This is a genomic window from Actinobaculum sp. oral taxon 183 str. F0552, assembly GCF_000466165.1.
Classification (GTDB): Bacteria; Actinomycetota; Actinomycetes; order Actinomycetales; family Actinomycetaceae; genus Peptidiphaga.
Map to the genome: position 1 here is coordinate 100,860 of NZ_KE951405.1, position 18,987 is coordinate 119,846.

Genomic DNA, 18,987 nt, shown 5'->3' on the forward strand with positions numbered 1-18,987 from the left:
ATCGGCCGGTTCATAGCTTCACCACCTGTGTTTTAGTGGAATCATTCGCCGTCTGAGAGCCGGTTTCCTTCTCCAAAGCCGGAATGACGTTGAGGACGTCCTCAGGAGGCAAGGGATCGGCGGCCGCGGGCCTGCGCGCGACGTCCGAGATCCGGATGAGGATCCCGATGATCGTCCAGTTGGCCAGCAGAGCCGACCCGCCGTGGGCGAGGAAAGGCATCGCCAGACCCGTCAGGGGGATGACCCGTGTGACGCCGCCGACGACCACGAAGCACTGGAGCGCGATCGTGAAGGCCAGCCCGGTGACGAGCAGTTTGCCGAAGCCGTCGCGCAGGACGATCGCGGTGCGCAGGCCGCGGACGATGATCATCAGGTAGATGCACAGCAGGGCCAGCAGCCCGATCAGGCCGATCTCCTCGCCGAAGGAGGCGACGATGAAATCGGAGTTGGCCGCATAGACCTTGGTGGGGTACCCCTGGCCCAGTCCTGTGCCGAACAGGCCCCCCGACCCCATTCCGAACAGGCCTTGGACGATCTGATAGGAACCGTGCTTGTCGTTGTACACGTTGGAGTCCAGGGCGTGGAGCCATATGACGAACCGCGCCTGGATGTGCGGGGTCACCTGGTAGATCAACGCGACGCCGACCGTCGCGAGGAGGCCGCCGATGACGATCCACGAGATGCGCTCCGTCGCCACGTAGAGCATCCCCACGAACAGGCCGAAGAAGAGGATGGCCGTGCCGAAGTCGCGCTCCATGACGAGGACCCCCATGCAGATGGCCCAGGCCGTGAGGATGGGGACGAAGTGACGCGCCAGGGGCAGGCGCATCCCCAGGAATTTAGGCCCCGCCAGGGAAAGGTTGTCCCGCTCCGAGACGAGGTATCCGGCGAAGAAGACGGCGAAGCAGATCTTCGCGAACTCGGCGGGCTGGAAGGAGAAACCCACCAGGCGGATCCAGATGCGCGCGCCGTTGATCGTCCTGCCCAGCCCCGGGACCATGGGCAGGAGCAGAAGCCCGATTCCCACGAAGAGGGACGTCCACGTGTACCGCCTCAAGGCCCGGTGATTGCGCAAGGCCACGACGGTGATGACCATCAAGACGATCGCGGCGACCGTCAGAACGAGCTGGTTCTTGACCTGATCGGTTCCGGACGCCATGTCGATGCGGTAGATCATCGCCAGACCCAGGCCGTTGAGGGCCAGAGCGCTGGGGAAGAGCACGGGATCGGCGTAGCTGGCGAAATGGCGGATCACCATGTGCCCGACGATGGCGATCGCCACCGACCCCACCAGGATCACGGGGAGGGACGATGGGAGTCCGCCTTCCTCCGCTCCCAGGTGGGCCAGGCAGAAGGCGCCGACTCCGATGCCGACGGAGATGATGAGAAGAGCCGCCTCGGAGAAACGACCCGTCCGCGGCGACGTCTGGGTTACAACGCTCATCACACCGCTCCGTTCGATGCGGCGCCGTCAGGCGCCTGCGCGGCGCCCGGCGCCGCTGTGGGGGAGGGAGCCGGCGAGCCTGGAGCCGGCGAGCCTGGAGCCGGCGCGGGCGCATTCGGCGCAGTGGAGGGATTCGTGGACGGTGTGGCCATCTCCTCCCTCAGATTCGAGATCACCTTGCGGGCCTCCTCCAGGGAACCCCGGGAGATGTTAGCTTCCAGGCGTTCGCGGGCGACCGGCTGTAGGTCGCCCACCTTGATGTCCGTCTCCTCCTGGATGTGGGAGAGCTTGATGGGTCCCAGCGACTGGGAGATGCCCCGGTAGATCGTCACGCGGCCGTTGTGGGAGGCCACGTAGTATCGCGACTGCGTCCACGTGTAGGCACCGAAGAGCACGGCGCCGATTATCGCCAGAACGCCGAAGAGGACCGCTACTCTGGGCAGAACCCGCGAACGGCGGCGCTCGGCCCCCTCCGGTGCAGCCGCCTCGTCCTGACTCTGGCCGGTGTCCGGGGAGTCCGCCGACGCCGGGGGCAGGGCGGCCGCCTTCGCCGCCGCGGACTTCCCGCCGCGGGAGGGGCGCCGATGGTCGACGGCCGCCGAGCCGACGACGATCGGCTGCTGGCTGCGCTGGATCGACCCGGTGTCCGAATCGTCGACCACTTCGGCCAGCACCACCGTGACGTTGTCGGGTGCGCCGCCGGCCAGAGCCAGTTCGATGAGCTTCTCCCCCGCCGCGTTGAGATTCCTCCGGCTGAGGGTCTCCTCGATCGTCTCGTGGGCCACCACGCCGAACAGCCCGTCCGAACACAGCAGCCAGCGGTCGCCGGGCATCGCCTCGCGCACGGACTCGTCGAGTTCGACGTCGCCCGGGGTGTCGCCCAGGGCCCGCATGATGACGTTCCGCTTGGGGTGGTGTTCGGCCTCCTCGGGCGTGAGCTGGCCGTGGTCGACGAGGAACTGGACGAGGGTGTGGTCGTGGGTCACCTGCGTGAGCTTGCCGTCGCGCAGGAGGTAGGCCCGCGAATCGCCGATGTGAACCATGGCGAGCTTGTTCGACGAGCGGAGCAGGGCGATGCACGTCGTGCCCATCCCGGCCAGATTCGGGTCGTTCTCAGCCCGTTCGACGAGATCGACGTGCGCCTCGTTGACCGACTTGCGCAAGACGGGGAGCAGATCGTCGGCGCCGTACACGTCGTCGTCGAGGGCCGCCAGGTGCCCGACCGTCACCGAGGAGGCGACGTCTCCTGCAGCGGCTCCGCCCATTCCATCGGCGAGCACGAGGAGGTTGGGGGAGGCGTAGCCGCCGTCCTGATTGTTCGAGCGGACGAGGCCGACGTCCGAATACGCCGCGAAACGAAGTTGGATTCCCATCAGCGCAGCTCCATCGTCGTTCTCCCGATGACCACGGGGATTCCCGGCGCGATCTGCCGCGGCGTGCTGATGCGCTGCCCCCCTACGTACGTGCCGTTCGTCGAGTCCAGATCCTCAACCCACCAGGCGCCGTCCGACTGGTAGAAGCGCGCGTGGCGGGCCGACGAGTAGGTGTCGTCGAGCACCAGCGCGGAATCCGGCGAGCGCCCGACGATGATCTGGGCGCTGCCCAAAGGCAGCGTCGTCCCCGCGAGGGGACCGGCCGTCACCGTGAGCAGAGTCGGCTGTGTAGGGCCCGCCTGCTGCTCGTGCTGAGACGACGACTTCGCCTGCGTCGCCTTACGGCGAGACCTCTGCTGCGGCGGGGAAGAGGAGGAAGCCACTCCGCGATTCTTCACCTGCGTGCCGTAGACGTCGCGGCGCAACGTCATGAGGACCGCTAACACGAAGATCCACAGGAGGGCGAGGAAGCCGATTCTCAAAAGTGTAAAGACAAGTGCGCTCATGCGAGCCCCGTAGAATTCCAGAACATGATGTTAGTGCGGCCGATGGTGATGGTGTTCCCATCCACCAGCGTGGCCGCGGTGATTCGATGGCCCTCGACGAAACTGCCGTTCGTGGAGCCGAGATCCGTTGCGATGACGCCGCGAGGCGTCACCCGCAGTTCGAGATGCCGACGCGATATGCCGGTGTCGTCCACCGTGATGTCGCATTCCGAACCGCGTCCGATCACCGTGACCGACCCGGTCAGCAGGTAGCGGTCCTGCCCGACCTGGATGATCGGGTGACCCGATGCGGTACTCGACGTGACCGGAGCGGCCGCCCCCCTTTTGATCGAGGCTTCCACCTGGAGACTGCTCGGCTTCAGCTCGCTCTTGGTCGCGAACCGTATGCGAATGGGACCCAGGAGCGTGTAGTCCTGCTCCGAGGCGTACGCGGTGACCGTCCCCGCGATCTCTTCGGCCAGCGAGTCCTCGCTCCACTGGGCCAGGCGTTCGCGATCCCGGGGGGAGAGATTCACCGTGAAGTCGTTGGGACCGATGGTGCGCTGACGAGTCATGGTCGAGGCGTTCTCGTCCATCGCCTTCTTGACCGCGGACGTGATCTCCACGGGTTTGAGCTCCGAATGGAAAGCGCGCGAGAAGACCGAGGCCACGGCGTTTTCCACGCCTCTTTCGAACTTGTCGAATGCGCCCACTGGACACCTCCCTAACCGTCTCGGCCGCGCCGACAGCTTTCGGCTCGGCTACTCTAGCCGCTTTGTCCGCGCCGATGAACTTCAACTCCCAAGGCGCCAGCGTCTCCGGCGCCCGACAGGCCAGTCGGCCCTGCAGGGAACGCGCGGGACACCGTCACGGAGGTCTCACGTACGGCGTACTGCCTTTACGATACAGGGGTTTCTCTCCGGGAGGCATCCCGGACTCTCATGGTGAACATCGCTGATCGTCAGCGGCTCGGCTCCACGCGGGCGCTATGCTCTACGCCTCCCCAGATGCCGGCGGTTATGGGAGGTGGGTGCGGCGCAGGGGCGTCGTCGGCTTCACAGCGCTTCGACTTGGAAAGTCGCTCCACGGCTAATATGCTGTAAGCCGCTGACAGCGCACGCTCAAGTGGCGGAATAGGCAGACGCGCACGGTTCAGGTCCGTGTGCCCGAAAGGGCGTGGGGGTTCAACTCCCCCCTTGAGCACCACAGTACGGATGCATCCACTCTCCGATGCATCCTTTTTCTTTGCCGGCGGACCTTCGCCGGGGACGCGGGCCGCACGCCCAGTTCCCGGTGAGGCAGGCAGTGAACCGATGATCCTGGGGACGGAACCGCCTTCACCGAGGCGGCCTGAGCGGACCGGGCGGATACGCACGCCGGTGCGCGGCGAGTGCGGTCCCGGTCTTCGCGCAGCGGCTACCGCGGCATGGCGGCCCGTCGATCTCGGCCGCCGTGAACTCGAGGATTGCGGCTTCTCAAAAAATAGCTATCATATTGATAGCGCCGGTGCGCTTCTCCGAGAGGGAGAGACCCTCCCGCACGCCGACGCCGAAAGGAGATCACGATGCCCGCCACCGACGACGAATCGGCGACCCGACCCCGCCCGGCCGCCCAGAGTCCGGTCCATCCGAACGAACTCATCGACCCGACTGAGCACGGCGCCAAGAATCCCGCTCGGGTCGACATCACCGAGACGCACGTCCGGTCATCCGGATCGAGCGCCGCCTTCTTGGTCGCCGCGCTCCTGCTGGCGGCCATGGCCGGTTCCATCGTGTTGATCGTGACGGGGGCCATCGCCGTGAAGGCGGGTGGCCCGCTGGCCGTGCTGCGCATCGTCGTCGGGACGATCGGCGTGGTGATCGCTTCGCTCCTGGCCACCTCCCTAGCCATCGTCTCGCCGGGCGAGACGAGCGTGCGCCAATTCTTCGGCAAGTACGTCGGCACCGCCCGGCGCACCGGGCTGATACTCGTCCCCCCGCTCACGCTCGGCAAGAAGGTCTCCATCAAGGTCCACAATTTCGAGACCCACGAGCTCAAGGTCAACGACCTCGACGGGAACCCGGTGAACATCGCCGCGATCGTCGTGTGGCAGGTGGCCGACACCGCCCGGGCCGTCTTCGCCGTCGAGGACTACCAGGAGTTCATCGAGGCTCAGGCCGAATCCGCGCTGCGCCACGTCGCCACGACCCACCCCTACGACGAGCCGGGGCCCGGCGTGACATCCCTGCGCGGGGGCACCGACCTGGTCTCCTCCGAGCTGGCCGAGGAAGTCGCCGCCCGCGTGGCGCTGGCCGGGCTGGAGATCATCGAGGTCCGCATCTCCTCCCTGGCCTACGCGCCCGAGATCGCCCAGGCCATGCTTCAACGCCAGCAGGCCGGAGCCGTCATCGCCGCCCGCGAGCAGATCGTGGAAGGCGCGGTCACCATGGTGGACCAGGCGCTCAGGCGCCTGGAGGACGGCGACATCGTCGCCATGGACGACGAGCGCCGAGCGCAGATGGTCTCGAACCTGCTGGTGGTCCTATGCTCCGACCAGCGCACCCAGCCCGTGGTCAACACCGGCTCCCTGTACGCCTGAATGACGATGGCGGACAACAGCAGGCGCAAGCAGGTCCTGCTCAGGCTGGACCCGGCAGTCCACGCAGCCATCTCCAAATGGGCTGCCGACGATCTGCGCTCGATCAACGCCCAGATCGAGATCATCCTGCGCCGCGCCCTCGCCAAGGCCGGCAGGGATCCCCACGCCGGACCCATGCGAGGGCGAGGGCGGCCCCGCAAGGAGCGAGAGGGCGGCGGAAGCTGAAACGAAACGCCATAGCGACAAGCCCCGATGCCCCATGCCCGACGGCCGTGAGAACAGCCGATTGCGCACGGGGCAAGGCGCTGTGAAACGCTGGACAGGGAGAAACTGTGGTGAAGAGGATTCGGGCGGCCTTGACTTTCCCTTGAAAGCGCCTTCGCTGAGCTTCTCGACGACCCAACGAGGGACTTCGCCGACATCATTTGGTTTTTGAGAAGCTTCTCGCTCTGGTCCCATAGGAGACGAAACCGTCGGCGTGCCGGGCGGCGCTGCTCGGCGAAGGCTCCGTGGACCCCCGCTAGCCGTCTCGTGTGGACTTGACCGTCGCCTCGATCGCCTCCGCGACCTCCTGCGCTCCTTCATGCTCCCAATAGCGCAGCACAACCCACCCGGCGTCGACCAGTGCTCGGTTCGTCTCGGCGTCGCGTTCACGGTTGCGTGCGATCTTCTCCTGCCAGTAGTCGGAATGGGACTTGGGCGTCGCAGTGCCGTGCTCGGGGCAGCCGTGCCAGAAGCAGCCGTCGATGAACACGGCGATCTTGAGGCGTGTGAAGACGATGTCGGCCCTGCGGCGCAGGTCAGGGAGGGGGCGGGCGTCGACCCGGTAGCGCAGCCCATGGGCGTGCAGCAGGCGCCGCACAGCTATTTCCGGCTTCGTATCGCGCGACCGATTGGCCTGCATCGACCGTCGAGTCTGCTCGCTTGACGCCCAAGATTCTTTATATTTCATATTATTTATCATATTATAAGAAATTTTATTTATATAGAATTAGTAATATTAATTGTTTGAGTTATTGTCATCCATCTCATCCAATGTTTTTTTAATTTTAGCTACAAGATTTTGTACTGCAAAATTAAGTGCTAGACGACCTTCATTCGTCAGATCTGCTGTATGCATAACGATATTTCGCAACAAACTCAAGGTGGCTTTATCTGATTCCAGGCGTTTCGTGAGCATCTTTCCCTGATTGTTATTGACGGCGTTATTGGAAAGGTCAAGAAGGTCTCCTAGACCAAGATACCAGAGAGGTGCATCATGACGTCTTACTACAAGCGCAAGATCGGCGGATTCTGCATCTTTGTGTGCATTTTCATAGTATTTTTCGATCCTTTTACGTTTTTTCAGCGGAAGATCATTTTCACTTATTATTTTATTTGCTATAAGTAGTTCACGCATGAAATTTTCGAGAATGTAGATTCGACTATAATCTTGAACAGCTTCTGGAAGGCCACTTTGTGCTGATTCTAACAATTTTTTAACTTTTAAACTGGCATTCTTAGGTTCGAATTCTTTTAAACTTTTTCCTATCAATGAGTCTGCGGCTCGTTGTTGAGGAGATTTTCTTGGATTCTCTAAGTCACCTTCTTCACCGTATTTATCTCTTAATTCATCCCATTGTCCGATTATTTTTTGCGTTACTTTTTTAAGTTGTTCTAAAAATTCATTGAAAATTGGATCTCCTTCGATAATTCCTTCGCGGCTAGAAGTGAATGGATCACGACCTGGTTCATCGAGGTTATTTAAATGTATCTGTCCGTAAATATATTGTGCAGCATGCTGTGAAGTAGGAAAATGCTTGATTAAATCGCGTTCACGTAATCTACCGTTAACAAACAAATCAATGCCAACTCGTTCGCTTTTACCGTAAATTGCTAAACTTGTCGGCTTATCGGCAGTAGCAATAAATCCTTTCGCATTTAGACCGAATTCAATGTCACGGTGTTCAAGTGGCGGCTTTAAGTTCAGGAACTCGTCTTCAAATTTGGGCGTTGTCCAAACAAATTGGGTGTGTTCAGCTAAAGTTCGAAGTTCTCCGATAGTGACAGGAGTACCGTTATAATGGATAGTGAAAGATTGATCGACGAGTGTAAATCGAAAAGACATGGCTAGAGCACGTCGTAAAAACTCATCTCTGTTGTTTAATGGCTTGAGATTGTCAAAGAATAGTGATGTGCCGTGAGTGATGTTGTGGTTAATCAGATTTTGAGATGCACGGGAATCGGGGGATGGCAAGGGGAAGGATCCGGCCGTCTGGTCTTGTTGAATCGCCTCGTCAAGTTGTTGGTTATCTATTAGACATCCAGCAGGTTCACGTTCAAAATTTTGTTTACGACTCATAATAGATACACGTTTAGCACAAGAAAGTAAAGCGAGCTTCCCGATTCCTTTAGCGCCAATATAGGGGCGTCCTTTAAAAGATTTTGTATTTTTTCCTTTAATTCCACGTTTAGTGTAACCAATCTTTAGAAAACGATTCTGTAATTCTCTGGGAGTCATTCCAATCCCATCATCAACAATAGACATCGTTGAATTTTCACGATCAATAACTATCCATACGTTGGTTGCGTCGGCATCCCAGGCATTGGAGATAGCCTCCCCGAGTATGGTAATGAAGTTGCGGTAGAGCTGGCGTCCTAGGTGGTTCAGGACGGTCAGGGAAATCTCGAAGGTGAACGGGCTGGGCATCGTCTGATTCCTCTCGGGAAGGTGAGTTGCCCTCAGTCTAGTGTGTGGGACAGGCCACCGCATCCAGGATCGCGCGCCCGACGAGCACCCCGAAGGCGGGGGGCACGGCGTTGCCGATCATCTTCCCCAAGGTGGTGAAGCGGACGGACTCGCCGGGGGGCAGGAACTGGTAGTCAGGCGGGAAGCCCTGCAGCAGTGCCGCCTCGCGCGGGGTGATCGTGCGCATCTGCTCGGGGTGGCCGAACCGACCGCTGCCGTAGTTGTGGTATTGGGTCGTGATCGTCGGGGAGGGCGCGTCCCACTCCATGACGCCGTAGAAGGACTGGAAGCTCGACCCGGTCGCGCGCCGGTGGCAGGCGGCGCGCAGCTCCTCGGGCCAGTCCCGCCACGTCCCGCCTGGACGGGAGGCGGCCCGCCGCCGCAGATTGATCGACGTCAGAGAGCGCGCGCAGTGCAGAGGGTCGTCAGGGTCGGTTTGCCCGGCCGCCAGCGGAGGCAGGCCGGCGATCGCGTCGCGTACCGTGGACACTTGCCCCTCGGGGACCGTGCGGTCTGGGATCGGCACGAAGCCGTCCAACGAGGCGATGAGCACAAGCCTGCGCCGCGTCTGGGGCAGACCGTGGTCAACGCCCCGGACCACTTTGAAGTCGATGAAGTATCCCAGATGGGCCAGCCCTCCCAGGAACTGGCCGAACACGGGAGCGGACTTGAGCGGGACGACGTTCTCCATCGTCACGAAGTCCGGACGGGACTCGGCCACAAGGCGCCCGAACTCCAAGAGCAGGTCCCAGGCTTCGTGGGACTTCGAATCGGCCCCCCTCCGCTGCGACGAGAACGGCTGACACGGCGCGCAGCCCGCCAGAAGCCGATGGGAATCGCTGTCTCCCCACAGCCCCTCCAGATCCGACCCGGTGACCTCGCGAACCGACTTGTGGACGAAGCGCGCCTTGATGTTGCGCTCGAAGGGCCACCGACAGGATGGATCCACATCGACTCCCGCGACGACCTCGATGCCCGCCTGCTGCAGCCCGCACGACAGACCCCCCGCTCCGCAGAACAGATCCACCGCCGCAACCGACTCATTCGCCATGACCTCAAGCATATTCCACACCACCCATCCCCTGGCTCCCCCGTGCGATCGAACGGGAAATTCCGGAAAGGCCTCGCCTCATGTTCGAAAAAGACTGCTCGCATGTGCGGCGCTTGGAGGCTCTGCCCGTCCCGGCCCGCGGCCACCGTTCGCCCTGCGGACCGGGGGGGGAGGCGGGATCGTTATTTTTCCGCGGGCATCGGGGTGCTGCGGGCATCGGGGCGTTAACGCCGGCATAAGCCGTCGCCGGGAGCCGTGTCGATATCTCCGCGGGCGTCCCGGGGCGCTACCGGTCTGGCTCGTCGGCGCTTTCGAGAAGCCTGGATTTCTCCCCTCGGGGTCCTAGCTGTGGACGGCGTCGTCCAGGGCATTCAGAGCGATTTCGCCACGGACGCTCGGGGTGTTAACCTCACTCCATGAAGATCTGTAACTGAGCCCGGGGCATGCCGTGCACAGCAGCGTGGCACCCCGATCGATCGCCATGCCCGCAAGCAAGGTTCACCTCGGCGCGCCCTGCCGCCGGAAAGCAGATCATGTCACACAAATCTTCACAATCCTCTCACGCCCCTCACGCGTATGCCCGGCCTTCCCGCGGGCGCGCCCGCGCCTCAATGGCCACGGCCTCAACGGACACAGGGAACACCGGCGCACCCGAGCACCTCGACGACGAGGCTCCCTCCGACTCGCACTCGGCAAGGATCCGCCTGGTCCGCGAACCGCGCAAGTGGCCCGCGTGGATGCGCGAACCCGTGGGGGAGCCGGACCGCATCCCGGCCGCGCCGGGAGCGATCATGGGCAAGGCCTTCCGCGACAACTGGAAGATCCTCGCCGCCTACTCCCTGGTGAGCTGCCTGAGCTACGTCGCCCTCGCGCTACTGCCGTGGACCGTGGGGAGCATGCTCGATTCGGGCATCCAGGCCGGCCTCACCCGCGCCATCCTGCCGGGGGTCCTGTGGTACTCGGGGCTGGTCCTCTACCTGTGCCTGATGGGCATGGCCGACCTCTGCGCCGTCATGCTGTGGATGCGCAGCGCATGGAGCCCGGCCCGTCGGCTCACCCGGGTCGTCTTCGGGCGGCGCACCGACGTCGGACGGGACGTGCCCTCGGGTGACATCGTCGCCGCGATCACACAGGACCCCGACCGGCTCGGCGCCCTCATCGCCTTCGTCCCCGAGGCCATCGGATCGTCCGTCGCCTTCGTGGTCGTCACCGCGCTCATGCTCCGCACGTCGGCGCCGCTGGGTCTGTTCGTCGCGGTGGGGATGCCCCTGGTCATGGCCCTCGTCTCCTGGATCATCAGACCGCTCCAGAAACGCCTGGCCGAACAGCGCGAAGAACAGGGGATCCTCACGTCCCTGGCCACCGACGGAGTGGCCGGGCTGCGAGTGATGCGCGGCGTGGGCGGCGAGGACGTCTACAACGAGCGATACCGCGCCCAGTCCCTCAAAGTGCAGGAGGCGGGCATCCGGGCGGCGCGGTTCCGGGCCGCCCTCCACACGGTCGAGAACGCCGGCCCGGCACTGTTCACCGCTGCGGTCGTCGGCGGAGGGCTGTGGATGGCCTACACGGGCCGGATGACCGTCGGCGAGCTCGTCACCTTCTACGGCTTCACCGCCTACCTCGAAATGCCCCTGAGCGCCCTGTCGGAGACCGTCCACAACGGCACCCGCGCCTGGGTGGGCGTCAAGAAGCTCTCCCGGATCCTCAGCGCCGACTACCTGGTGAGCGACGCGGCCGTCGACCCCGCCCTGCCCCGCCGGGATTGGGCCGCCACGGCCCTGACCGACGCAGCCACGGGAGTGCGCGTCGAGCCCGGCAGGCTCACCGCCCTCGTCTCGGCGTCCCCCGCCGAGACGGCCGGCATCGCCTCGCGCATGGCGCGCGTCGACGACGCCCACACCGCCTACGCCGACGACATCGACCTGCGGGCCTACCCCGTCGCCGAGGTCCGGGCCAACGTCCTCCTCTCCGGCCCGGTCGCGGAGCTGTACATGGGCAGCCTGCGATCCAACCTCATGGGGCCGAACGCCCGCCCGCTCGAGCCGCGGACCGTCCGGGACCAGGTCGCGGACGTGCTGGCCCTCGGTGGCGAGTTCCAGGAGGCGATGGCCGAACCCGCCGGGCCGTACCCGGCCGATCCGAGACTTCTCCGCGCCCTGGATGTGGCTGATGGGTGTGATGTTGTCTCGTCGGTTGTGGGTGGGTTGGATGGTTGGGTTGCTGAGCGTGGGCGGTCGTTGTCGGGTGGTCAGCGCCAGAGGGTTGCTTTGGCTCGTGCGTTGGCGGTGGATCCGGCGGTTTTGGTGTTGGTTGAGCCGACGAGTGCGGTGGATTCGCATACGGAGGCTCGGATTGCTGGTCGTCTTGCAGCGTTTCGGAGGGGGAGGACGAGTGTGGTGGTGACTGGTTCTCCGTTGGTGTTGGCGGTGTGCGATGAGGTGGTCTTCGTCGTCGGCGGGGTTCCGGTTCTGCGTGGGAGCCATCGCCAGTTGCTGGCCGACCCGGCCTACCAAGCCACCGTCCACCGAGGCGAGGGCGCATGAGGCTCCCGATCGCCGACTCGCGGACCATTCGCCGACGCCTGCTGGCGATCCTGCGGCGACGGCGCGCGGACTTCGCCCTCGTCTTCGCCCTGCAGCTGACCGTGGCGCTCATGGGCGTGGTCGCCCCCGTCCTCATCGGGCGCACGATCGACGCCGTGTCCCAGGGCGCCGGGCCGGGGCCCGTCCGCGCCGGCATCCTCGTGCTGTGCGCCGTGGTCGTCGTGCAGACGGCCGTCGGCTACATGGGCGAGTACCGGGCCAACTGCCTGGCCGAACGGGTCCTGACGGAACTGCGCGACAGGGTCGTGTGGGCCGTCACCCACATGCCGCTCGGCACCGTCGAGGCGGCCGGAACAGGCGACATGCTCGGCCGCACGACCTACGACGTCGAAAAAGTCCAAGGCCTCCTCCAGCAGGGGGCCAACCGCATCCTCGTCCTGGCCATGACGATCGTCACGACCATCGGCGCCGCACTCCTGACCGACCTGCGTCTGGGAGCGTTCGCCGTCGTACCGGTCATCCCGCTCTTCTACGCGATCCGCTGGTACCTCCGCCGCGCGATCCCCGCCTACCTCGCGGTCTCGGCGGTGCGCGCGCGGATGTCCGGCGTCGTCTCGGAGACGGTCGAGCAGAACGCGACCGCCGACGCCCAGAGCCTGCGGCCGGTGCGCGTGGCCCGAGTGGACACGCTCATTCGCGAGATGTGGCGCAACGAGCGCTACACGGGATGGGTCCGCGGCCTGTTCGCGCTGGGCATGCAGATCATCGTCTCCCTGCCCGTGCTCCTCGTCGTCCTCGTGGGAGCCGGCATGATCGCCGACGGGCGCACCACCCTGGGGACCGTGACCGCCGTCGCCCTCTACGCGCTTCAACTGCGCAACCCCCTGTGGATCATCGGATGGTGGGTCGACGAGATACAGTTCGCCGCGGCCTCCTTCGCCCGGATCTTCGGCGTCGAACAGGCCCTCGGCGACGGAGCTCCCAGCGCCGGGCCTGCCGACGACGGGACGCCCCGTGACGGGCAGCGTGATGAGGCCTCGGCCGCAGAGCGGGAGAATCCGGAAATCTCGGCGGATCGACAGTCCCCGAATGCCGAGCGAACGCCGGATGCCGAGCCGGCCGACCGGACGCCGCAAGGCCCGTGGACCGACCGGACGCCCTGCGGCGGCGACCTGGCGATCGCCGACGTGCGATTCTCCTATCGCGACGGAGAAGAGGTGCTCCACGGCGTGAGCCTGGACGTGCGCGAAGGGGAGCGGCTGGCGATCGTCGGCCCCTCGGGAGCCGGCAAATCCACGCTGGGCCGCCTCGTGGCGGGGATCAACCCTCCCTCGCACGGCTCGATCGCCGTCGGGGGCGCCGAGGTGACGCGGATCCCCGAGGAGGCGCTGCATTCGACGGTGGCGATGGTCACCCAGGAACACCACGTGTTCGTCGGGACGCTCGCCGACAACCTTCGCCTGGCCAAAGAGAACGCCGGCCAGGAGGAGATGCTCGCCGCGCTCGCAGCCGTGGAGGCCGCATGGGTCCACGACCTGGACGAGGGCCTGGACACCCGGATCGGGTCGGGCGGGAAAACGCTGACCCCGGCCCAGGCGCAGCAGATCGCCCTGGCGCGCATCGTCCTGCTCGACCCGGGAATGCTCGTCCTGGACGAGGCGACCTCGCTCATGGACCCGAACGCGGCACGCTCCCTGGAGCGCGCCCTCTCACGAGTCCTGGAGGGGCGGACGGTCATCTCGATCGCCCACCGTCTATACACCGCTCACGACGCCGACCGCGTGGCGGTGATGATCGACGGCCGCCTGGCCGAGCTCGGCACCCATGATGAACTCGTCGCGCGCGAGGGTGAATACGCCCGGCTATGGCACACCTGGCAGCAGGACTGAGCCGCAGGCCCGCCGGCCGCCGACGGCGCCGCACAGTTGATAGTCTCGTCGCGAAGGGAGCAGGGCGCTCTGGCCGCGCTCGCAGTCGACGGCGTCGTGGGTCTGCGCGTCCTGCGCGGTGTAAGAGGGGAGAGAGTCTACCTCTCTCGCTACCGCGACCAAGCCCGCCGAGTGCGAGAGGCGGGGATCCGCGCGGCTCGTCCGGGAGCCCTTCTCATCTCCGTGCGGAATGCGGGGCCGGCGTTCTTCACGGCCGTCACGGTCTGCGGCGGACTGTGGCTGGTATATCGAGGAGCCTTGACGTCTGGTGAGCTCGTGGCCTTCTACGGTTTGACGGGCTTCCTGACGGTTCCGATCAATCTCGCGGCAAACGCCATAGGCCTGGGCGTCGGCGCATGGGTCGGGGCGAAGCGACTGACGGATCTGGCGGGCGCGGCCAGCCTCATCGACGAGACGATCGGCCAGTTCGACACCGTCGAAGCCCTAGGCATGGGGCGCACTCGCTTCGAACGGCTCGACACGCTCATTCGCGAACACTGGCGGATCGAACGGTACGTCGCGTGGACGCGGTGGCTCCTCCTTCTGGCCCTCCACCTTGCGGCGGCGGTTCCCGTCCTCGCCGCCGCCGGATGGGGCGCCTTCCTCGTGGGCGAAGGCTGGGCGACTCCCGGCACTGCCGTCACGATCGTCCTCTACGCCTACGAGCTGCGCGACCCTGTGCGCAGACTCGCACAGTGGACGGAGGAATTCCAGGTCGCGACGGTCTCCTTCGCCCGGATCTTCGGGGTGGAGGAGACCGCCGGATCTAGAGAAGGCGGCGGCCTCGGGGCCGGGGACTGACGGCGGCGGTTCGCCGACGGCGGCGGCCGCCGGCTTATCGCTTCTGCTTGGCCAGCTCCGCCTGCATCGTGACCGTGTTCATCAGGGTCTTCGTCGGGTAGGCGCCCGGCACGAAGGCCTCGCCGACGAGCAGAGCGGGAGTGCCCGTCAACCCGATGTCCTTGGCAAGCTGGGACTCCTCGTTCAAGGTATTCGTGACCGCCTGCGAGGAATAGGCCTTGTCGAACTTCGTCATGTTCAAACCGGCGTTCTTGGCGATGGCCTGAACGGTCTCGTCAGTGTACTGCGTGTGCCCCTGCGGGTTCTTGACGTCCTTGTACAGGGCCGCAATGTAATCCCACATCTTCCCCTGCTGTGCGGCGGCGAGCGCTCCGCGGGCGGCCTTGTCCGAACCGTATTGCTGGAAGATGACGAAGTTGCGCCACTCCAGGCGTATCTTGCCCGCCTTCGCCCGCTTTATCAGAGAGTCCATCGAGTCGTTGTGGAGCTTCGTGCACAGGGGGCAGGAGAAGTCGGAGAAGACCCGGACCGTCACGGGCGCATCAGCCGGTCCGAGCGTTCGTCCGCTCGAGTCGTCGAGCTTCGGGATCTTGGCGATGACCTGCTTGTTCGATTCGGACACGGAGGGGATGAAATCCCGGGGTGCGGCCCAGCCCTTCTTCTCGGCGAGCTTGCCCTCCGGCCCCGTCACGGTCAAGGTGGTGCCGGAGGCCGATGGGGTTGCGCTCTCCTTCGAGCCGGCGTCGTCTCCCTTCCTCCAGGGCTGCAGGACGGCCAGAACCAGGGACGCCACCAAGACGCCTACGAACACCGACAGCACGGCGATCAGTCCCCTGCGCCGTCCCCTCCTGGACGGAGCCCCCTGAGGCGGCCGGCCTTCCGCCGGCCTTGGCATATGCGTCTGCGAGTTGTTGCCTGGCATTCAGTCCTCCACCCAGTTGTTGAGAGCGTGCATGTATCCTTCGGCGTCCTCGTCTTCGAAGATGTTGAAGATGACGAGCTCGATGACGTCCGTCCCATGGTACTGGAGCCACCGGTCGACCGAGTCGAGAGCGATGCGCGTGGCCTCCGCGAAAGGGAAGTTGTTCTTCCCCGTTGACAGCGCGCAGAAGCTGACGGAGTGGATGTCGCCCTTCTCCAGGGCCAGGTCCAGGCAGGACGTGTAGCACGAGGCGAGGGCGGCGCGGTCGGCCTCGGTCACCTTGCCGTTCTCCAGATGCGGGCTGACGGTGTGCAGCACGTACTTGGCGGGAAGGCGGTACCCGCGCGTGATCTTGGCGTGGCCCACTTCGTCGTCGTGGCCCTGGATGTCGTGGATGATGGCGCAGTCGTTGCGGATCCACGGGCCGCCCTGGCCTTGGATGTAGTTATCGATGCAGGGGTGCATGGGGTCCGTGCACCCCAGGAGATTGGGCATCGCCGCGTTGACCACGGCGTCGGCGACCAACTCGCGCACGTCCCCGCGCCACATCGCGACGTTGCGCGCCGCGCCGTAGTCCGAGCGGGGCAGCATCTCCGAGACGCGCATGAGGTTGGGGCCGGTCGTGCGCCCCATCCGCGCCGAATGGCGGGCCAGGAGGATGTTGATGGATTCGGCGACGTCCTCGTCGAACGGCCCCGGGCTGCGCAGGACGAGCTCGTAGCGAAGCGCGAAGGCCAAGCCCTTGTCGGTGAAGATGGCGTGATCCGGAGTGATGTCGGGGTAGCGGCGTTCGGGGAGCCCGCCGAGTGCGATTCGCAGCAGATCGACGTCGGAACGCGGATCGTCGATCGGCGCGGGGAACGGTTCATCCAGGTTGATCGCCTCACGATAGGCGGAAAGGGGCAGCATGTTTCTCCTTCACTCGAACCCAATGGTTCAAATCTACCGGGCAGACTTGCGAAAAGCACCGCATATCTCCCGCACCGTGTATCTCCTGTGCGGCCCGGCTTTCGCCGGCTGCCTGTACGCTGAACCCCATGACGCACGAAATCGACTGGCTGACGGCAAGCGAACTGGCCGGGATCTGCGGAACGGACGCGTTCGCCTTGAGGGAAATGCTCGAGACGGCGGGGCTGGCCGACGGCCCCGAGCCCTCCGGATTGGCCATGCGCCACGGATTCGCAGAACCGTCCACCGAAGAGGCCGGACGCCCCTCCGTCCTCTGGCACCGTGACGTCGCGGTGATCCTGCGCGGCCTCCTCGACGACCGCCGAGTCGGCGGAGACGAAGGCAGGGCGGTGCCCGGCGAGCTCGGCGTGACGCCCGAGCCCCGCGAAGTCCAGACGGACGTGTTCGACCTGGCCCGCGCCGAAGCCCCCGATCCGGTCGAAGCCCTCGATCCGCAGGCCTCCGACGCAGCCTCCCGGACCCGCGGCCGGACGCCGGCAGGCCCCGCCCGCGATGCCCGCGGCCCAGGTGGTGTAGAACCGAGTGGCGTGGGAGATGTCCGTCCGGGCTTCGACGCGATCGTCGCGACGGACGGCGCCTGCTCCGGCAACCCCGGCCCCGGCGGTTGGGCCTGGGTCGAGCAGATCACCGGCGCGCGCGACAGCGGCGGAGCGGCCCGCACCACGAACAACGCCATGGAGCTGACCGCCCTGGTCAGGGCGCTCGAATACGTCGGCCCCTCGGGAGACCTTCTGATCCGCGCCGACTCCCAGTACGCCATCAACACGATGACGAAGTGGGCGCCGTCCTGGCGTCGAAAGGGTTGGAAGAAGGCCGACGGCAAGCCGGTGGCCAACCGCGAGCTGGTCGAACGCCTCCTCACCCTCTACGAGGCCCGCATCGGACGGACGGAGGTCGAATGGGTGCGGGGGCATGCCGGCGACGCGGCCAACGAACTCGCCGACGCTCTGGCGGTGGCGCGCTCGCGGGAATTCCTCTGAACGCCGTCCGGCGTGTCGACGGGCAGGCCGGGGCCGAGGGCGTGCGCGTCCACGAGCGCGGCGGGAGTCGCCCCAGCCCGGCGCGTCGCGCCGAGGCGGCCCGGCGTGGCCTTCGCCTGTGTTCGCGGCCGTCTCGCCGCCGTCGAGGAGGACGATCGCGCGAAGGAGCCGAGGTATGGCTCCCGGCGTCGCCGATGTCAGCCCACGGGTGGACGGCCAATGGTTCGTTCATGGGGAAAAGTATGCCGGTGGAATCCCGGGTTCTTTCGATACGTGACGGTAGGCTATGCGTATGCCTGCACCGATTGCACGAAAAGTCCCGACAGAGCGCACCTTCCACGGACACACCTACGTGGACGATTACGAGTGGATGCGCGACAAGGAAAGCGCCGAGCTCATCGAGCTGCTGAAAGCCGAGAACGCTTGGACCGAAGAGCGGACCGCCCACCTCACTCCCCTCCGCGAGGCCATCATGGGCGAGCTCGCTTCCCGCACCCGTGAAGACGACACGAGCGTGCTCATGAGGGAGGGCGACTGGTGGTACTTCACCCGCACCTGGGAGGGAAAGCAGTATCCGGCCGTCTTCAGGATCCCGGTGGACGGCTCCGACGGCCCCGACCATGTCAGCCGCCGTCCCGAGGACCTCGACGTGCAGGCCGCACAGCCCGTGTGGGACGGCAACCTCCTGGCCGAGGGCGAAGAGTACTTCGCGACGAGCGGATTCGCCCCGTCCCCTGACGGCAAACTCGGGGCGATCGGCGTCGACTTCGTCGGCGACGAGCACTTCCGCCTGCGAGTCTTCGACATCGAGACGGGCCACATCGTCGACGACGCCGTCTCCGGACTCGGCTACGGGCTCGCGTGGACGGCGGACTCCTCGGCGATCGTCTACGCCAGGGTGAACGAGTCGTGGCGCACATGGCAGGTGTGGGCCCACCGCATCGGCACCCCCACGGACCGGGACCGCCTTCTCTTCCAGGAGGACGACGAGCGTTTCGACGCCGGTCACTACCCATCTCGCGACGGCCGCTGGATCATCGTCCACTCGACCTCGCGTTCGACGGCCGAGGTGCGGCTCTTCGACGCCGCCGACATCGAGGCTCCGCCGATCCTCGTGTGCGGCCGCCGGCCGGGCCTGGACTACACGGTCGAACCCGCCGGCGACCACCTGCTTATCGTCCACAA

15 protein-coding genes, 1 tRNA gene and 1 pseudogene are annotated in these 18,987 nt (G+C 65.1%); 8 read left to right on the forward strand and 9 right to left on the reverse strand.

Going from position 1 to position 18,987, the window contains the following annotated elements; all coding sequences use genetic code 11:
- Positions 1-10: 10 nt before the first annotated feature.
- Genes HMPREF0043_RS00400 through HMPREF0043_RS00415 form a run of 4 tightly spaced genes read right to left on the reverse strand, consistent with a single transcriptional unit; the run spans position 11 to position 4,015 of the window.
- Positions 11-1,444, reverse strand: coding sequence for an FtsW/RodA/SpoVE family cell cycle protein (locus HMPREF0043_RS00400; protein WP_021600747.1), 1,434 nt, complete (start codon positions 1,442-1,444; stop codon positions 11-13).
- The gene (locus tag HMPREF0043_RS00405) at positions 1,444-2,817 is read right to left on the reverse strand and encodes a PP2C family protein-serine/threonine phosphatase (protein WP_021600748.1); all 1,374 of its coding nucleotides are present in this window, start codon (positions 2,815-2,817) and stop codon (positions 1,444-1,446) included. Before HMPREF0043_RS00405 ends, HMPREF0043_RS00400 begins: the two co-directional genes overlap by 1 nt.
- Positions 2,817-3,323 (reverse strand): FHA domain-containing protein FhaB/FipA, encoded by a 507-nt coding sequence (locus HMPREF0043_RS00410; protein ID WP_021600749.1) that lies wholly within the window; start codon positions 3,321-3,323, stop codon positions 2,817-2,819. The genes HMPREF0043_RS00405 and HMPREF0043_RS00410 overlap by 1 nt, the downstream gene beginning before the upstream one ends.
- Positions 3,320-4,015, reverse strand: a complete 696-nt coding sequence (locus tag HMPREF0043_RS00415; protein ID WP_021600750.1) for an FhaA domain-containing protein — start codon at positions 4,013-4,015, stop codon at positions 3,320-3,322. Before HMPREF0043_RS00415 ends, HMPREF0043_RS00410 begins: the two co-directional genes overlap by 4 nt.
- Positions 4,016-4,421: 406 nt before the next feature.
- Between HMPREF0043_RS00415 and HMPREF0043_RS00420 the strand changes: the two genes are divergently transcribed.
- From HMPREF0043_RS00420 to HMPREF0043_RS00430, 3 genes are all read left to right on the forward strand, one after another.
- A tRNA-Leu gene (locus HMPREF0043_RS00420) sits at positions 4,422-4,508 on the forward strand.
- A gap of 358 nt (positions 4,509-4,866) precedes the next feature.
- A complete protein-coding gene (locus HMPREF0043_RS00425) occupies positions 4,867-5,880 on the forward strand; it encodes an SPFH domain-containing protein (protein ID WP_021600752.1) in 1,014 nt (337 codons plus the stop codon).
- Between the two features lie 6 nt (positions 5,881-5,886).
- The gene (locus tag HMPREF0043_RS00430; RefSeq protein ID WP_040317489.1) at positions 5,887-6,105 is read left to right on the forward strand and encodes a hypothetical protein; all 219 of its coding nucleotides are present in this window, start codon (positions 5,887-5,889) and stop codon (positions 6,103-6,105) included.
- A 295-nt stretch (positions 6,106-6,400) separates the two neighbouring features.
- Here HMPREF0043_RS00430 and HMPREF0043_RS00435 read toward each other — a convergent pair whose 3' ends face one another.
- From HMPREF0043_RS00435 to HMPREF0043_RS00440, 3 genes are read right to left on the reverse strand one after another with little or no spacing between them, the layout of a single operon-like run.
- Positions 6,401-6,844, reverse strand: a complete 444-nt coding sequence (locus HMPREF0043_RS00435) for a very short patch repair endonuclease (RefSeq protein ID WP_332248419.1) — start codon at positions 6,842-6,844, stop codon at positions 6,401-6,403.
- A gap of 36 nt (positions 6,845-6,880) precedes the next feature.
- Positions 6,881-8,569, reverse strand: coding sequence for an ATP-binding protein (locus HMPREF0043_RS10430; RefSeq protein ID WP_021600755.1), 1,689 nt, complete (start codon positions 8,567-8,569; stop codon positions 6,881-6,883).
- A gap of 37 nt (positions 8,570-8,606) precedes the next feature.
- Entirely contained in the window at positions 8,607-9,659 is a 1,053-nt protein-coding gene (locus HMPREF0043_RS00440; RefSeq protein ID WP_040317490.1) for a DNA cytosine methyltransferase, read from the reverse strand.
- Between the two features lie 611 nt (positions 9,660-10,270).
- Between HMPREF0043_RS00440 and HMPREF0043_RS00445 the strand changes: the two genes are divergently transcribed.
- Genes HMPREF0043_RS00445 through HMPREF0043_RS00455 form a run of 3 tightly spaced genes read left to right on the forward strand, consistent with a single transcriptional unit; the run spans position 10,271 to position 14,931 of the window.
- Positions 10,271-12,202 carry an ABC transporter transmembrane domain-containing protein gene (locus HMPREF0043_RS00445; protein WP_021600759.1) on the forward strand — a complete coding sequence of 644 codons (1,932 nt, stop codon included), beginning with the start codon at positions 10,271-10,273 and terminating at the stop codon, positions 12,200-12,202.
- On the forward strand, positions 12,199-14,091 hold the full coding sequence (locus tag HMPREF0043_RS11605; RefSeq protein ID WP_021600760.1) for an ABC transporter ATP-binding protein: 1,893 nt from the start codon (positions 12,199-12,201) through the stop codon (positions 14,089-14,091). Before HMPREF0043_RS00445 ends, HMPREF0043_RS11605 begins: the two co-directional genes overlap by 4 nt.
- A gap of 36 nt (positions 14,092-14,127) precedes the next feature.
- A complete protein-coding gene (locus tag HMPREF0043_RS00455) occupies positions 14,128-14,931 on the forward strand; it encodes an ABC transporter transmembrane domain-containing protein (protein WP_021600761.1) in 804 nt (267 codons plus the stop codon).
- A gap of 34 nt (positions 14,932-14,965) precedes the next feature.
- Here the strand turns inward: HMPREF0043_RS00455 and HMPREF0043_RS00460 are convergent, their stop codons facing one another.
- Together HMPREF0043_RS00460 and HMPREF0043_RS00465 are read right to left on the reverse strand one after the other, a co-directional pair.
- Positions 14,966-15,724 (reverse strand): DsbA family protein, encoded by a 759-nt coding sequence (locus HMPREF0043_RS00460; protein WP_198010240.1) that lies wholly within the window; start codon positions 15,722-15,724, stop codon positions 14,966-14,968.
- 129 nt (positions 15,725-15,853) lie between these two features.
- On the reverse strand, positions 15,854-16,762 hold the full coding sequence (locus tag HMPREF0043_RS00465; RefSeq protein WP_021600763.1) for a macro domain-containing protein: 909 nt from the start codon (positions 16,760-16,762) through the stop codon (positions 15,854-15,856).
- A 128-nt stretch (positions 16,763-16,890) separates the two neighbouring features.
- Here HMPREF0043_RS00465 and HMPREF0043_RS09995 point away from each other — a divergent pair, with 128 nt between their 5' ends.
- The gene (locus HMPREF0043_RS09995) at positions 16,891-17,802 is read left to right on the forward strand and encodes a ribonuclease H family protein (protein ID WP_021600764.1); all 912 of its coding nucleotides are present in this window, start codon (positions 16,891-16,893) and stop codon (positions 17,800-17,802) included.
- Between the two features lie 292 nt (positions 17,803-18,094).
- Positions 18,095-18,987 (forward strand): annotated as a pseudogene (locus HMPREF0043_RS00475) (S9 family peptidase); the annotation flags it as partial.

Coding starts and splice junctions, on each gene's coding strand:
- HMPREF0043_RS00400 (WP_021600747.1), bottom strand. CDS start 1,444: ATGAGCGTTGTAACCCAGACGTCGCCGCGGACGGGTCGTTTCTCCGAG.
- HMPREF0043_RS00405 (WP_021600748.1), bottom strand. CDS start 2,817: ATGGGAATCCAACTTCGTTTCGCGGCGTATTCGGACGTCGGCCTCGTC.
- HMPREF0043_RS00410 (WP_021600749.1), bottom strand. CDS start 3,323: ATGAGCGCACTTGTCTTTACACTTTTGAGAATCGGCTTCCTCGCCCTC.
- HMPREF0043_RS00425 (WP_021600752.1), top strand. CDS start 4,867: ATGCCCGCCACCGACGACGAATCGGCGACCCGACCCCGCCCGGCCGCC.
- HMPREF0043_RS00430 (WP_040317489.1), top strand. CDS start 5,887: ATGGCGGACAACAGCAGGCGCAAGCAGGTCCTGCTCAGGCTGGACCCG.
- HMPREF0043_RS00435 (WP_332248419.1), bottom strand. CDS start 6,844: ATGATAAATAATATGAAATATAAAGAATCTTGGGCGTCAAGCGAGCAG.
- HMPREF0043_RS10430 (WP_021600755.1), bottom strand. CDS start 8,569: ATGCCCAGCCCGTTCACCTTCGAGATTTCCCTGACCGTCCTGAACCAC.
- HMPREF0043_RS00440 (WP_040317490.1), bottom strand. CDS start 9,659: ATGGCGAATGAGTCGGTTGCGGCGGTGGATCTGTTCTGCGGAGCGGGG.
- HMPREF0043_RS00445 (WP_021600759.1), top strand. CDS start 10,271: ATGGCCACGGCCTCAACGGACACAGGGAACACCGGCGCACCCGAGCAC.
- HMPREF0043_RS11605 (WP_021600760.1), top strand. CDS start 12,199: ATGAGGCTCCCGATCGCCGACTCGCGGACCATTCGCCGACGCCTGCTG.
- HMPREF0043_RS00465 (WP_021600763.1), bottom strand. CDS start 16,762: ATGCTGCCCCTTTCCGCCTATCGTGAGGCGATCAACCTGGATGAACCG.
- HMPREF0043_RS09995 (WP_021600764.1), top strand. CDS start 16,891: ATGACGCACGAAATCGACTGGCTGACGGCAAGCGAACTGGCCGGGATC.